Origin of the sequence: Halobacillus halophilus (assembly GCF_020171985.1) — a bacterium.
In the GTDB taxonomy this organism is placed as follows: Bacteria; Bacillota; Bacilli; order Bacillales; family Halobacillaceae; genus Halobacillus; species Halobacillus halophilus_A.
The window spans coordinates 66,917-79,367 of record NZ_JAIVAL010000006.1; the positions used below are offsets into that span (position 1 = coordinate 66,917).

General features: G+C 43.5%; 21 protein-coding genes. 15 read left to right on the plus strand and 6 right to left on the minus strand.

The window, feature by feature from the left end:
* Positions 1-65 precede the first annotated feature (65 nt).
* Positions 66-1,151 carry a glycosyltransferase family 2 protein gene (locus LCM11_RS11525; RefSeq protein WP_224894405.1) on the plus strand — a complete coding sequence of 362 codons (1,086 nt, stop codon included), beginning with the start codon at positions 66-68 and terminating at the stop codon, positions 1,149-1,151.
* A complete protein-coding gene (locus LCM11_RS11530; protein WP_224894407.1) occupies positions 1,151-1,612 on the plus strand; it encodes a glycosyl-4,4'-diaponeurosporenoate acyltransferase in 462 nt (153 codons plus the stop codon). The genes LCM11_RS11525 and LCM11_RS11530 overlap by 1 nt, the downstream gene beginning before the upstream one ends.
* 67 nt (positions 1,613-1,679) lie before the next feature.
* On the opposite strand, the gene LCM11_RS11535 is transcribed toward LCM11_RS11530, so the two are convergent.
* Positions 1,680-1,865: a hypothetical protein gene (locus LCM11_RS11535; protein ID WP_224894409.1), complete on the minus strand. Its 186-nt coding sequence runs from the start codon at positions 1,863-1,865 to the stop codon at positions 1,680-1,682.
* 168 nt (positions 1,866-2,033) lie between these two features.
* Between LCM11_RS11535 and LCM11_RS11540 the strand changes: the two genes are divergently transcribed.
* From LCM11_RS11540 to LCM11_RS11575, 8 genes are all read left to right on the plus strand, one after another.
* A complete protein-coding gene (locus LCM11_RS11540) occupies positions 2,034-2,186 on the plus strand; it encodes a hypothetical protein (RefSeq protein WP_224894410.1) in 153 nt (50 codons plus the stop codon).
* A 39-nt stretch (positions 2,187-2,225) separates the two neighbouring features.
* Positions 2,226-2,435 carry a hypothetical protein gene (locus LCM11_RS11545; protein WP_224894413.1) on the plus strand — a complete coding sequence of 70 codons (210 nt, stop codon included), beginning with the start codon at positions 2,226-2,228 and terminating at the stop codon, positions 2,433-2,435.
* 111 nt (positions 2,436-2,546) lie between these two features.
* Entirely contained in the window at positions 2,547-2,765 is a 219-nt protein-coding gene (locus tag LCM11_RS11550) for a helix-turn-helix transcriptional regulator (RefSeq protein ID WP_224894415.1), read from the plus strand.
* Positions 2,752-3,192 carry a hypothetical protein gene (locus LCM11_RS11555; protein ID WP_224894417.1) on the plus strand — a complete coding sequence of 147 codons (441 nt, stop codon included), beginning with the start codon at positions 2,752-2,754 and terminating at the stop codon, positions 3,190-3,192. The genes LCM11_RS11550 and LCM11_RS11555 overlap by 14 nt, the downstream gene beginning before the upstream one ends.
* 114 nt (positions 3,193-3,306) lie before the next feature.
* On the plus strand, positions 3,307-3,924 hold the full coding sequence (locus tag LCM11_RS11560; RefSeq protein WP_224894418.1) for a DUF2651 family protein: 618 nt from the start codon (positions 3,307-3,309) through the stop codon (positions 3,922-3,924).
* A 23-nt stretch (positions 3,925-3,947) separates the two neighbouring features.
* Positions 3,948-4,922 carry a DUF1835 domain-containing protein gene (locus tag LCM11_RS11565; protein ID WP_224894420.1) on the plus strand — a complete coding sequence of 325 codons (975 nt, stop codon included), beginning with the start codon at positions 3,948-3,950 and terminating at the stop codon, positions 4,920-4,922.
* 282 nt (positions 4,923-5,204) lie between these two features.
* Positions 5,205-5,984: an enoyl-ACP reductase FabI gene (gene fabI, locus LCM11_RS11570; protein ID WP_224894421.1), complete on the plus strand. Its 780-nt coding sequence runs from the start codon at positions 5,205-5,207 to the stop codon at positions 5,982-5,984.
* Between the two features lie 329 nt (positions 5,985-6,313).
* Positions 6,314-6,850: a CotO family spore coat protein gene (locus tag LCM11_RS11575; protein WP_224894422.1), complete on the plus strand. Its 537-nt coding sequence runs from the start codon at positions 6,314-6,316 to the stop codon at positions 6,848-6,850.
* Between the two features lie 40 nt (positions 6,851-6,890).
* On the opposite strand, the gene LCM11_RS11580 is transcribed toward LCM11_RS11575, so the two are convergent.
* Positions 6,891-7,400, minus strand: coding sequence for a CotY/CotZ family spore coat protein (locus LCM11_RS11580; RefSeq protein WP_224894424.1), 510 nt, complete (start codon positions 7,398-7,400; stop codon positions 6,891-6,893).
* A gap of 191 nt (positions 7,401-7,591) precedes the next feature.
* Here LCM11_RS11580 and LCM11_RS11585 point away from each other — a divergent pair, with 191 nt between their 5' ends.
* The 5 genes from LCM11_RS11585 to LCM11_RS11605 all read left to right on the plus strand — a co-directional run bounded on the left by LCM11_RS11585 (position 7,592) and on the right by LCM11_RS11605 (position 9,842).
* Entirely contained in the window at positions 7,592-7,804 is a 213-nt protein-coding gene (locus LCM11_RS11585) for a hypothetical protein (RefSeq protein WP_224894426.1), read from the plus strand.
* Positions 7,805-7,988: 184 nt separating this feature from the next.
* Entirely contained in the window at positions 7,989-8,324 is a 336-nt protein-coding gene (locus LCM11_RS11590; protein WP_224894427.1) for a DUF1360 domain-containing protein, read from the plus strand.
* Entirely contained in the window at positions 8,321-8,536 is a 216-nt protein-coding gene (locus LCM11_RS11595) for a hypothetical protein (RefSeq protein ID WP_224894428.1), read from the plus strand. The genes LCM11_RS11590 and LCM11_RS11595 overlap by 4 nt, the downstream gene beginning before the upstream one ends.
* A gap of 69 nt (positions 8,537-8,605) precedes the next feature.
* Complete coding sequence (locus LCM11_RS11600) at positions 8,606-8,908, plus strand: hypothetical protein (RefSeq protein ID WP_224894429.1); 303 nt, start codon at positions 8,606-8,608, stop codon at positions 8,906-8,908.
* Between the two features lie 22 nt (positions 8,909-8,930).
* A complete protein-coding gene (locus LCM11_RS11605) occupies positions 8,931-9,842 on the plus strand; it encodes an MBL fold metallo-hydrolase (protein WP_224894437.1) in 912 nt (303 codons plus the stop codon).
* On the opposite strand, the gene LCM11_RS11610 is transcribed toward LCM11_RS11605, so the two are convergent.
* The 4 genes from LCM11_RS11610 to LCM11_RS11625 all read right to left on the minus strand — a co-directional run bounded on the left by LCM11_RS11610 (position 9,822) and on the right by LCM11_RS11625 (position 12,309).
* On the minus strand, positions 9,822-10,499 hold the full coding sequence (locus LCM11_RS11610; RefSeq protein WP_224894439.1) for a DUF421 domain-containing protein: 678 nt from the start codon (positions 10,497-10,499) through the stop codon (positions 9,822-9,824). The genes LCM11_RS11605 and LCM11_RS11610 overlap by 21 nt on opposite strands.
* Positions 10,500-10,606: 107 nt before the next feature.
* Positions 10,607-11,029, minus strand: a complete 423-nt coding sequence (locus LCM11_RS11615) for a GNAT family N-acetyltransferase (protein ID WP_224894440.1) — start codon at positions 11,027-11,029, stop codon at positions 10,607-10,609.
* 4 nt (positions 11,030-11,033) lie between these two features.
* Positions 11,034-11,549 carry a 2'-5' RNA ligase family protein gene (locus tag LCM11_RS11620; RefSeq protein ID WP_224894442.1) on the minus strand — a complete coding sequence of 172 codons (516 nt, stop codon included), beginning with the start codon at positions 11,547-11,549 and terminating at the stop codon, positions 11,034-11,036.
* A gap of 34 nt (positions 11,550-11,583) precedes the next feature.
* Entirely contained in the window at positions 11,584-12,309 is a 726-nt protein-coding gene (locus LCM11_RS11625) for an alpha/beta hydrolase (RefSeq protein ID WP_014642606.1), read from the minus strand.
* Between the last annotated feature and the right edge of the window lie 142 nt (positions 12,310-12,451).

The window sequence follows — 12,451 nt, forward strand, 5'->3', positions numbered from 1 at the left end:
ATCGCAACAATCGTTTACATACAAAATAAACATACGCTATGCTTAAGAAAGATGAGGTGATCGCCATGTGGTTTATGATTCTTGCCATAATTTCAACTCTGCTGCTATTTTGGCAGAAGGTTTCATTTCCTATTCAAGAACCTGGAAAAACGAGTACATACTCGATCATTATACCAGCACGTAATGAAGAAGAAAATTTAAAACGCTTACTTCCTTCCATTCTCGCAACAAAGAGTAACCAAAGGGAAGTGATCGTCGTGGATGACCATTCAGAAGACCGGACCCGGGCAGCGGCAGAATCCTTTGGAGTCAAGGTTATCAGCAATCCGCCTTTACCGGATGAGTGGATGGGTAAATCCTGGGCCTGTTACAACGGGGCAAAAATAGCAAAAGGAAAAACGTTGTTTTTTCTTGATGCCGATACATGGTTTTCCAAACGCGGCCCGGAAAGAATCATTCAGTTTGCTGAGAAAAAAGGACGAAACACGCTGGTTACGGTGCACCCCTATCACTACATGCATTCATTCTGGGAAAAGTTTTCTTCTATTTTCCATCTGGTGGTGTTTGCATCTTCAGGAATTACGACGATCGTGAAGGATCAGATAAGCAAGCATGGAGGGTTTGGTCCCTGCTTGATTATACCGGCAGAGACGTACTGGGAGCTTGATGGTCATCAGTCGATCCGCAGTGAAATTGTGGAACACCTTGCGTTCGCGAGACGTGCCGAATCCAGAGATGTAGAAACCTATGCCTTCAGCGGAAAACACGTCGTGAACATGCGTATGTATGAAGCCAGTCTGAAAGCGGTGGTGGAAGGTTGGTCTAAAAGTTTTGCTTCAGGAGCAAAAACGGCATCGCCCTGGATGACGTTTGCTGCAATTCTCTGGATCACAGCTATGATCTCTTACCTCCTAAACATTCCTGACATGGGGTGGTGGAGCCTGGTCGGTTATGGAATTCTTGCATTCTGGCTCGCTCGTACACTCCGGGAAATGGGGAACTTCAAGTGGTACGATGCGCTCCTTTTTCCGCTGCATTTCTTTTTCTTTGTTGTTCTGTTTGGTTATTCCATTTTGAAAACTTTCTTTTGGAAGGAATCAACCTGGAAGGGACGGAATATAGCCGGAAAGAATAAAAGAGGGTCGTCCTGATGGTTACTAAGATTATTATTGCCTGGGTAATGATCCACATAAGCATCAGCGTACTGGTATCTCAGCTGCCCGCTTCCATAGTTTTATCTTTATCGAGACTATATGAGTTGAAGGATTGGGAAAAAAACGGCAGATTGTATGAACAACTGAAGGTAAAGAAATGGAAGCATCTTCTTCCAGAAGCCAGAAAATGGGTGAATCAGGGGAAAGGAAAGACGGCAGCTCATCTTCGAAACGAAAGAGATTTTCAAGCTTTAGCTCTGCAGACCAGCCGGTCCGAGCTGTCTCACTGGGTTCAAATTCTTCCTGCGCCTTTGTTTTTCTTTTTCCTGCCTGTGTGGGCCGGGTGGATTATGGTTCTCTATGCGATTGTATTTAATCTGCCGTTCATCGTTGTACAGCGCTATAACCGCACCCGGTTAGAACGATTCAGGAAGGTTTACGAAAAGAAAAAGCAGTGACGCGCTGCGCCAGCGCACAAAAAGGGACGGAAAGCCGCGTGAGGCGCTTCCGTCCCTAACTATTCATTTAGAAATTTTTCATATTCTTTGGATCGGCTGATTTTACTGCGGCACCTTCAGATCTGTAGATCTCTTCCATTGCCTTCTGCTCATCAACGACCGGAACGAGGCGCGTCTGTTCTCTGCGCTTTTGCTCAAAGTGAACGGACAGGATAATCAATCCAGCTGGTAGTAACAACCATAACCACAACATCTAATCCCGCCTTTCTCGGATCTATACGATCCTATGTATTGTATTCCCTTCTCACCAATAATTATCCCTCCTTTTCATGGAAAATCTGCCATTCCTGTTAATGGATGAAAGAAAAAATGAAACGATGGAAGCGGTCGAACCGTACGTATGGAAAGGGAGTGATCGAATATGATGAGGCTTATGTTTATCCTCGCCGCGCTTGCCATGCCGGTTTCATTGCTGTTGGATCAGGCAGCTGCCGGAATCTTAATTTCCCTGTTCTTTCTGTTTGCAGGTGCTTTCTTCAGCAAACCAAGATTCAATCGTTATAAAAGAAGCTGAACAGTTGATAACAAGTGAGATTTATTTGGAGGTGGTAAAGTGGAAAAACATTACCTTAGAAACTCTTTAATCGTTGGAGTAGCTGTGTTTTTGATCAGCATGTTTGTCCTTGCAGCCCTTGGAGCGCCTGCTCCTTATTTGGGAAGCTTAGTGATCGCCTTTTTCGCATTTGAAATCAGTTTTTATCATTTGTTTGCGAAGAACAGGGGAGAGCGTAATTTTTTTTATAAAAAACGAAATAACTTGTAGGCGAATCCTTTTCACGCCATCTTAACTTATTGTAGTTGTACTACCAATGTAATGTATAAATTGCATATTGTAATATATATGTTACAATGATGGGAGAAAGGATCGATCATAATGGAAAATCAGGTAAAGGTATCGCGAGTAGGTGTTCATCTCACTCAGCAGCAGTTAGCTGAGAGGGTGGGGGTGACCCGGCAGACCATCAGTTTAATTGAAAAAGGAAAATATAATCCAACGTTAAAGCTATGCCTTGAGATTTGTTATGCGGTGAATAAGACGCTGGACGAAGTATTCTGGATAGAGAAGGAGAGTGGGTCCAATGGAAAGAATTAAAGATGAACGGCTGCAGCTGAGGAATTTAAAAAACATTCGGATCGTCTATATCATACAGACTTTTGGGATTCTAGCTATTCTTGCCTACGATCTTGTAACCAAAGGCATGGATGGAATGACTGGAAATCCTTTGTGGGCCGTTTTTATGATTTCAGCTGTGGTAAATGCGTACTTAATGATGAACATTAGTGTGGATCATGAAAAGCAAACATCACCAAAGAAGGGCCTTTACATATCCCTTGCCGTTATAAGTGTCCTATCTATTGCTAGTGGTGTAATGGTGACATTAGTGGGTTCAAATGGGATAGGGAGCGGCTTTTTAATAGGCGGCATTATTTTAGTCTGTTCCCTGGTGCCGGTGATCTATATTTACTTACTAAGAAAAAGGAAAACCGAAGAAGATGATGAAGAGGAGCTCTCCAGCTGACTTATTTCTATAAATAGGACCGAAGTTTTGATTCAACAGAACTTCGGTCTTTTAAATTGAAAAAACGCCTCCCATAGTGTAATATTACACTAAAATTAAATGGGAGGAATGTGTATGTACTTAATCCCGCTTGTCCTATTTCTATTTCCAATGCTTGCTTTCGTAATAGGAGTTCTAGGTTGCGCTCTTTTTAAAAAGCTGTTTCTTGCTCCGGCCGTCGTATTTGGTCTTTCACTGCTGGCTCAACTCCTGTACTTAAATTCTTCTTTTTTTATGTGGGTCCTCATTTATACATCCCTTGCTTTTGCCGGTAGTCTTATCGCTCATTTTCTCCTCCGGACATATCACCCCAGCCGCAACGTGCAAAAGACTGTTTTAAGCGTTCTTCTAGGGGCGGTGCTTATTCCTGCTTTGATTTTTGTCCTATCAAGGCCGGTAAATGCTGCGCTAATGGAGAAAAAAGTGGAGAAACACCTGCGCCAGGAAGAATACTCGACAAGAGACATTACCTCCATTGAAACCTTTTATGAGGGAAAACGTAATACCAACCGGACCAAACCGGTTATTGCGGAGGTTGTTTTTACAGATGACCCTGATCATACATATCGCTATATCGAATTAAAAAAAGAAAACAGGATTGTGCAGATGTGTGAATATGAGAGGAGCCCGAACTTTTTTACGAACGATTATACGGCGGAGCGGCCGCACATGAGGAAGGATTGTTTAAAATAAATGGACGAAAAGGGGCTGGGGATATGAGCAAGGATATGGTGAATGAGATAAGAAAGCTAGTAGAGAAATCTACGGATGAGGAAGTACGATCCCTGTTATTTCAAATGGCAGTCATTTTGCATTCTAAAAAGGAAGCAGGAGTTTCGGAGGAATTCATACTTGAGGACCTCATGGAAAACTTTAATCGTTTTCGATCCTATAAGGAACAAGCAAGATATTCTTCTCTTCGTAACGCTGAGCGTGTCCATATCGTATTTGGAGAGTCCTCTGCCGGTAGTTTGTCCGTGGCTTTAAAAGAGTTGGAGTCGCAGGATTATGTGCTTTCATTACACGATTCATTCTCCTACGGTCCGATTTGGAAACTCCACGAGGAAAAGGGGTTGAGCAACAGAAAAGAAACCATTCAAACCATTGAGGCCGTTCCTAGCCATATTCCCATTTACATATGGAGTGGAGAAAACGCTTTGGAATACACGGGACTGCGATACGTGCTCTATTTATTAAGAAGCATATCGAACTCGATTCATTTCATGAACCCGAGTGTAATCCATCCCAGGTTATTTCCAGTTGAACAGGTGGATTATTCCCTTTTACATACAGGTGAGATTTCCCCTCGCCAATGGAAAGGGATGTTAGATCAGTGTGCGTCTGCATCACCCCTTTCCAAACCGGATCGTCAGGGGCTGGTTCGGGAATGGGAGACTTTATCAACTACGGAAGAACGGCTGCGTATTCGGAAAGATGGAAAGCTTCAATCCATAGAGGAAGATTACTATGACAACTACCTTGTTCAAATCACCAGGGAAATACACGAAACACAGACGGAGAGAGATTATATCAAAACGGCAAGAATCATTGGCGAAGTGATGGGATCGCTTGAGCAGAGTATCGGTGACTCCTTTTTTGAATATCGGATTCGAACTCTAATTTTAAAAGGAGTCTTCGAAATCAAAGGTGTGCCTAAAGCCATGAGGTATTATAGTGTAAAGCTTCGCTGACTGGAGCTGCATAAACCAGCACTTTTAAATCGTATAGTTTCTTACACAAAACTCCGGATACTTGAAGACTTAGTCGAAGCGGTTATAACAAACTCCGTAACGGGAAAAGAACATCAATACTCCTATGTCATCACTGGTGCAGACCCTTACAGTTTTCACTTACGAAAGCAGAAAGTGGGCTGCTTTGGTGGATAATTGTATTTTGTTAGTTGATATAATAAAATAGGAGCAGGTACTAATAACAAATCCCAATTGTAGAAATCACCTCAAGGAGGGCATGGAATGAATTTATCATTAGAAGGACGCACCTATGTCGTAATGGGCGTAGCCAACAAACGTAGTATTGCGTGGGGCATTGCACGTTCTTTACATGAAGCAGGCGCGAGACTTATTTTTACTTATGCATCCGAACGTTTCGGGAAAGCCGTACGTGATTTGGCAGACACGCTTGAAGGGGAAAACAATTCCTTATTCTATGAGTGTGACGTAACCAATGATGAAGCCATCATTCAAACGTTTGAAAATATCCAGGATGACGTAGGTGTCATTCATGGACTGGCTCACTGCATTGCATTCGCCAACCGCGATGAGTTAAAGGATGAGTTCCTGAACACAAGCCGTGACGGATTCTTAACTGCTCACAACATCAGTTCTTATTCCCTTACCGCTGTGGCACGTGCCGCTAAGCCGCTTATGTCAGAAGGCGGAAGCATTATAACCATGACGTATCTCGGCGGCGAGCAAGTCGTCCAGAACTACAATGTTATGGGTGTCGCTAAAGCAAGCCTTGATGCAAGCATGAAGTATTTAGCGAATGACTTAGGTAAGCACAACATTCGCGTGAACGCGATTTCCGCTGGTCCAATCCGTACGCTGTCCGCTAAAGGCGTAGGCGATTTCAACCAGATTCTGCAGGAAATTGAAGAACGTGCGCCACTGCGTCGTCCCGTTACACAGGAAGAAGTCGGCGATACCGCTTATTATTTAATGAGTGATCTTTCCCGCGGTGTAACAGGAGAAGTTATTCACGTGGACTCCGGCTTTAACATTATCGGTTATTAATAAAAAAATCCCCGGACTCTTTTCAAAGAGTGCCGGGGTTTTTTATGCCAAACCTTCATCACAAAATTTTTTATTAGGATACGAGAGGAATCAAAAAAACCATTTCACTTGTTACTTGAAATAATCCAATCGGGTTTTGAATACTATGGTTAGTAAAGCATTTGTTTAATTATATTTATCCTGACCAGCAGAGAAAAGGATCGTTCGTTACTGTGTTAAAACTTTGTAAAAAAGGAAGAAATAACGTCGAACTTGGGCGATTGTGAACATGCTGTCCCAATCAGGCATATACATAGAACGATGACCCTATTAAAAAGGAGAGATCCAGAATGGCTGAAAACACGGAAAACAAACGAATGGCAAAGCAACCGATGCTTTATATCGCCCAACCTAAATTCAAACCTGCTGAAGTTTCCATGCAGACCAGCTTTCGTACTCAGCGGAGCCAGTCTGCTCCAGCACCTGCCGAGCAGCCCGCTAAATCAGAGGCACCCTCGACTTCTCTTCATGAAAAAGAACTGAGACTAAGAAACCAGAATAAAGCAGCACCCGCAGCCAGTCCGCCAAAAGCGAAAGAAGAGGCACCTGCCGAAGAAGAGCCGGAGAAGAAGGAGCAGCCTGAATCTTCACGAGATCGCCGACTTCGTTTCCATGAATTATCGCTTGAGGAGAAAGTGAACTACTTCTTCACGCTATCTCCGCACGTGCCAAAAATGAAGTGTGAGGTCACGACCCAGGATAATAAATACAGAGGCTACATTACGGACTATAAAGATGGAATCGTCCAATTGAAGATTTTTCAGAGGCCTTTCCAGCAAGAAGTTCCGTTTAAAGACATTACCGACATTCGATTAATCGGATTCTAAGAAAAAAACCGCGCTTTTCAGCGCGGTTTTCGTTTGATAATTACAATGCTGCTGTTGCAGGCAGGCAAGTAACGTGACAGAAGCAGTTCAGATCAACGGTAATGCAGATACCGGAAGCGCGCAGGTTTCTGCAGCTTTGGTCAGCTGGAGATTTCGGATCAAATCCATGATGGTGATGATATCCATCAGAAGATTCGTCTGTTCCCCCTACATTTCCGTGATGATGATGGTCAGCGAACAATAGTTCTACTACTGCACATCCGTCGTCATCTACAGATTTAACTCGGAAGAAGAAGCTCCCTTTAATTTCGCATTCGTCTCCGCTTCTTTTCGAACCGTATCCTTTAAAAGGTTTGCACCCTTCTTTACAGTAAAGGATAACTGGAACCGTATCGAATCCAGAACCTCCGCCTGTGTCCCCTAAAAGATCAGCGATGGATTGTTCACAGCTCGTCATGCATTCGTGGATGACGTCATTCTGAGCATCTACGATATCTTTAAGGATATCAATGACACAAGAGCCACTATCGAATTTTTTACCACAACTCATATTTATTTTCCCCTTTCCATACGAATTGACGTATTGTCTTTACTAGAATATGTTTTGACCCTTTGACGGTGTGGGCATTTGTCATCTTTCCTCAATTCTGTAGGTTTTTTATTGAATAATGGGCAGGAGACCATACTTCATCGAGACAAACGCATAGATTAACAGTGAATTCGAATAAGGAGATGAATAGCATGTCTGAGAACAGAAAGGTCATCCGTGTGAAAGACCTTGTTATTGAAGCTGAAAACGTATTTATTGAACCTCAGCGCAAAGAACACCATGACAGGCGCGACCGTGTAGATCCATTTTTCGGAGGACGCCGTAGAAAAGGTGAGGTAGCTGGGGAATCAAGCGATCGTCACGATGAGTCCTCCAGCAGCCGGGGCGGATTTTCCTGGATTTAATTAAAAAGATCTTCAGCCACTACCGACAAGCGTAGTGGCTTTTTCTTTATGGTTCGATTGTCAATCATCGTTGATGGATCCAAAGATATTTGAACCGGATTGTACAGATAAGGGTGTCCGTTGAATAAGTTAAGGAATAGTGAGATTTACCAGTGCCATCCATTTGAAAGGGGAGGTTAAGGAATTGGGGAGTATAACTTGGTTGGAACTATTATTGCTCGGGCTTGCGAGCTTCCGGCTGACAAGGCTGATTGTAGATGATCTGATTATGGAATGGCTGAGAAAGCCCTTTTTTCATACGAAAGTAGTTGAACAGGCAGATGGGAAGAAAGAAGAATGGGAAATACCTAACGGCTGGATCGGCGAGGGGTTGAGCTGTCACTGGTGCGTCGGTGTCTGGTCGGCTCTTATTAATTTTCTTCTATATTATTATATTCCGTTTGGTTATTTTCTGGTTCTGATCCTGGCCATTGCCGGTTTACAATCTATTTTCTATAAATGGAGTGAAAAGCTCTCATGAGTGAGAAAAAAGATAAAACAATCTTTGAAGTTTTACAGGAAATCAATGAGGAAACGTCGAAAAACTATGGAATCATTAAACAGCCTGAGAAGAAGTTCCAGGGCTGGGAACAGGACCTCCAAGCCTGGGATCGCCGGTTTTCCAAACGGATGACGGATATGGAACGATTCTTGAATAAGCAGATGGGTAAAGTCGAACGTTTTTTTGAATAAAGGGTGCGTGAGGGAGGTATATCAGGGCCGGAAAAAGGGTATGGGTCTATAAACGAGGAGGAGTTATAGATGGGGTATATATTGCCGGTTAATCATTATCAATATAAGGATTATCATGATCGTACGATCCAGACCGAACGCTCTCCCTTTATGCTGGAACAAATTTTTAAAACGACGCTTGATAATCGATTAAAGCAGCATGAGCAGTCGCGGGAAGAGGACCGGCTCGAATACCAGGAAATGAGCCGAAAGCTTTTTACCTCTAAAGATATGCATGCTGCGAAGAATCCAAGGCAGCCAGCTGAGCCAATTCAAGAAAAAGTATATTCTGATGTAACAGGAAAAGGGAAACACTTTAGCGAAAGTATTTAGAAAAGCTAAAGGAGTTGATTTTGTGTCTTTTCATTCCATCAATGAACACTGCTATTACTATAGCGGTTCCGTAAATATCGGATACATCCATAAAGGAACAGATGGCCTGCTGATTGATGCCGGCCTGGACCGTTCCTCTATAAAGAAGGTGCTCAAGGAGCTGAACGAACGCGGGCTTCCATTGACGCACCTTTTTATTACGCATGCCCATGCCGATCATTACGGCGGAGCGGCTTATATCCAGCAGAACTACGATGTCTATACGATCGCCCCTGCCTTTGAAGAAGCGGTGCTGAAGTATCCAGGTCTTGAACCACTGTATTTGTTCGGCGGCAATGATCCGTTAGAAGAGCTGCAGAATAAGTTCCTGCAGGGGCCCGCCATTACCATTGATGAAGTGGTAGAAGAGGGAACGTTTCAAGCCGGAGCCATTGAAGGAAAGACTTATCTTCTGCCAGGCCACAGCTATCACCAGCTTGCTCTGCGCGCTCACGGTATTCTTTACGCAGCGGACAGTTATTTTGGAGTTGATACTTTACATAAGCATAAAATTCCTTACAATTCTGACGCCGATCGAACACTCAAAAGCTTGAACCAATTACTGACCATTTCGTGCGATGGCTTTATACCTGGCCATGGAGAGTATGAAGAGGACGCATCGGCTACCATTCAAACCAATATCGATTATCACGAAGAAATTCTGGATACGATGGAAGACTGCATTCAGGCACACGAAAAAGGGATCAGCCATGAAGAACTTGTTTCCTCCATGTGCGAACACTATGGGGTAAAAGCTCCTCAGCTGTCCCAGTGGTTATTATACCGGACGGCCATTACGGCGTATGCGATTGCTTTAGTGAAACAGGGAAGGGCGGTTCATCAGATTCAAGACCATCGTTTTGTTTTTACGGCACTAGAAGCCGATCAGAAATAGCTGCGGCTCGCCTTCTTTATATTCAGCGTAAAGGACGTCCTCCGGTGAGTTGAAATTCTGGGACTGCAGCTGCCGTTTCAGCCAGGCTTCATTCTGCCCGATTTCCTCCAGACTGTCCCAGATCACTTCACCATCACTGATCAACGTACGTGGGAGTGGTACGGCTTGCGGCGACAGATTCATGTCTCCGCGGGTTACATTTTGATATTGCGATGCTTTTAAAACGGATACGGTTCCGTCCGTTTCCAGTACCGCATACTGCACCTCTTGAACAGAAAATACGTCTTTCGCGCGCAGCAGGTGCTGCAACTGATTGATATCCAGCTTGCTTTTCTTCAACTGTTCTCGATCAATGTCCCCTTTATAAATAATGAGGGATGGCCGGCCTTCTAAAAGCCCACGAGTCGATTTGAATTTTTCCGTGATAATTTCAGTAACATAGATGAGGACGCCCCATAGTAGTACCGCAAAACCAACTTTCATAACACCGATTTCTTTATCATACAGAGCATTCCCCACAAGCTCTCCCAGTACGAGGGCAGCAATAAAGTCAAACGCGGTAATTTGGGTAATTTGTGTTTTTCCTAATACTTTTGTGAGAATAAATAAGGCTAAAAAGCCAAATAAAGTTTCAACCGTTATTTGAAGATATTCCATTTATGATCACAGTCCTCGTAAAATTCTTTATTCTTCATTGTGGTCAAAAAGGAAAGGATCTAAACGAAAAAAACTGCCGATCCAAAAGGGAACGACAGTTTTTTCGTTTATAAGGCTTTGGTCATCGTCACGTGCGGGATACCTGCATCCATAAACTCATCGGAGACGGTCTCATAGCCCAATGACCGATAGAAAGCTTCTGCATGCGTCTGCGCATTCAGCTTGGAGGCTTGATAAGCCTGCTCTTCAATGAGGGATTCCATAAACAGAATCATCTCTTTGCCATATCGCTTGCCACGATACGGACGCTTCACGCAGATACGTTCAAGCTTTCCATAATCGCCGACAAAGCGCAGACGAGCCGCCGCAATGGGCTCGTCTCCTTCATAGCCTACCAGGTGAACGGCTGTGTCATCATGTTCATCGATTTCTAAATCCTCGGGAACGTTCTGTTCATCAACAAAGACGACGCGTCTTACGTGAAACGCGTCGTCTTTCTCTTGTGAGTGTACAACCTGTCTGATCTCCATGTACTTACCCCTCCCCAAGACGGAAGGTTTCATACACACTCCAGGCGCCGTTCTCCAGCTGATAAAGAAGCTGGAAGCGGCCAACGTTATCCTGAATGTCGAATTTGTTCATGCTTAAGCTGCCGTATACATCGAAAAACTCATCATCCGATAGCTTCTGGGCAATCGTAATGTGAGGAACGAATTTAAAATCTTTTTTATCCGGCAGACTGCCTGTATGAAGCTTTTCATTTAAATCAAAAATCTCCTCAGAAGGCTCCACTTTCAAGTAAATCGTATTGGTTACCGGAGAAAAGGAACTCACTTTGTAGATGCCGTAAGAAAAAGGCTCGGTATTCTTCGCAATTTTTTTCAATTCAGGAATGATTTTTTCCTCGATCTCACTTTCTTCTGCTTCGAATGGTTCCTTGACTGTAATGTGTGGCGGAATCAAAGCATAGTGCGGGTCATAGCGTTTACGATAGGAATTCGCGACATCTTGTACTTTTTTTGATGGAAATACTGCAATACCGTATCTCATGGAAATACCCCTCCTGATTCTTATTTCAATTCTTTTATTCTCCAAAAATGGTTAATAAAGCGCGTTTGAAATCCTTCTGCCACGTGCCCCACGTATGGTCGCCTTCAAGCTCGTGGAACGTATAGCTGCACGGACGTCCGGTCAAGTAGTTGTTCAAGTCACGGTTCGGCTGCAGGAAGTTCTTCCTGGCACCCTCTGTCGTCTCCACATCATACTCCTGATCACCAATCGTATGGTAAATCGTTAAAGAAGACATATCTTTCGATGACTTAATCACTTCAAACACGTGTTCATCAACATAAGGGCTCTGCATAATCACATTGCCAAAAACATTCGGAAACTTCACCGCTGTCATGAACGAAACCGTTCCAGCAAGCGAATCCCCGACAAGTGTTCGACCACTGCCCATATGATAACCCGGCAGCTCTTCATCAAGAAACGGGACCACTTCGCGAATGAGGAAATTCACATATTCCGCCTGTTTCTTCCCGTCCGGATGATATTTATCCTGTCGATCGTACTTGTCCCTATAATGAATACCAATAAAAATGGTATTCTCAATCTTTCCTTCACCGTGCAGCTCATCACTAAGCGTAGCCGCACGTCCCAGCTGGAAATAATCGTTACCATCTTGCATAATACAGAAATGGTACTTATACAAGGGGGAGAAATTTTCTGGGGTGTACACTTTGAGTGTCATTTCTTCATCTAAATAGCTGCTATTAATTGTATATTCAGTCATGGATCCTTTTCTGCCCAATCCGATTACCTCCTAACATGCAAATAAGCTCCTATCAAGATTCCCGCTGCCTTCTGTACATAAACGTACCATAACTATTTTATCATACAATTATGTAAAAAGTAGAGAAGACGAAGAAAGCGCTTGATAAATAGGATATTTT

Bases quoted from the DNA above. Each gene is read 5' to 3' on its own strand.
- LCM11_RS11535 (WP_224894409.1), bottom strand. From the start codon at position 1,865: ATGTTGTGGTTATGGTTGTTACTACCAGCTGGATTGATTATCCTGTCC.
- LCM11_RS11585 (WP_224894426.1), top strand. From the start codon at position 7,592: ATGTCTGAGAACAGAAAGGTCATCCGTGTGAAAGACCTTGTTATTGAA.
- LCM11_RS11580 (WP_224894424.1), bottom strand. From the start codon at position 7,400: ATGAGTTGTGGTAAAAAATTCGATAGTGGCTCTTGTGTCATTGATATC.
- LCM11_RS11615 (WP_224894440.1), bottom strand. From the start codon at position 11,029: ATGGAGATCAGACAGGTTGTACACTCACAAGAGAAAGACGACGCGTTT.
- LCM11_RS11525 (WP_224894405.1), top strand. From the start codon at position 66: ATGTGGTTTATGATTCTTGCCATAATTTCAACTCTGCTGCTATTTTGG.
- LCM11_RS11620 (WP_224894442.1), bottom strand. From the start codon at position 11,549: ATGAGATACGGTATTGCAGTATTTCCATCAAAAAAAGTACAAGATGTC.
- LCM11_RS11565 (WP_224894420.1), top strand. From the start codon at position 3,948: ATGAGCAAGGATATGGTGAATGAGATAAGAAAGCTAGTAGAGAAATCT.
- fabI (WP_224894421.1), top strand. From the start codon at position 5,205: ATGAATTTATCATTAGAAGGACGCACCTATGTCGTAATGGGCGTAGCC.
- LCM11_RS11530 (WP_224894407.1), top strand. From the start codon at position 1,151: ATGGTTACTAAGATTATTATTGCCTGGGTAATGATCCACATAAGCATC.
- LCM11_RS11540 (WP_224894410.1), top strand. From the start codon at position 2,034: ATGATGAGGCTTATGTTTATCCTCGCCGCGCTTGCCATGCCGGTTTCA.
- LCM11_RS11560 (WP_224894418.1), top strand. From the start codon at position 3,307: ATGTACTTAATCCCGCTTGTCCTATTTCTATTTCCAATGCTTGCTTTC.
- LCM11_RS11595 (WP_224894428.1), top strand. From the start codon at position 8,321: ATGAGTGAGAAAAAAGATAAAACAATCTTTGAAGTTTTACAGGAAATC.
- LCM11_RS11600 (WP_224894429.1), top strand. From the start codon at position 8,606: ATGGGGTATATATTGCCGGTTAATCATTATCAATATAAGGATTATCAT.
- LCM11_RS11555 (WP_224894417.1), top strand. From the start codon at position 2,752: ATGGAAAGAATTAAAGATGAACGGCTGCAGCTGAGGAATTTAAAAAAC.
- LCM11_RS11575 (WP_224894422.1), top strand. From the start codon at position 6,314: ATGGCTGAAAACACGGAAAACAAACGAATGGCAAAGCAACCGATGCTT.
- LCM11_RS11610 (WP_224894439.1), bottom strand. From the start codon at position 10,499: ATGGAATATCTTCAAATAACGGTTGAAACTTTATTTGGCTTTTTAGCC.
- LCM11_RS11550 (WP_224894415.1), top strand. From the start codon at position 2,547: ATGGAAAATCAGGTAAAGGTATCGCGAGTAGGTGTTCATCTCACTCAG.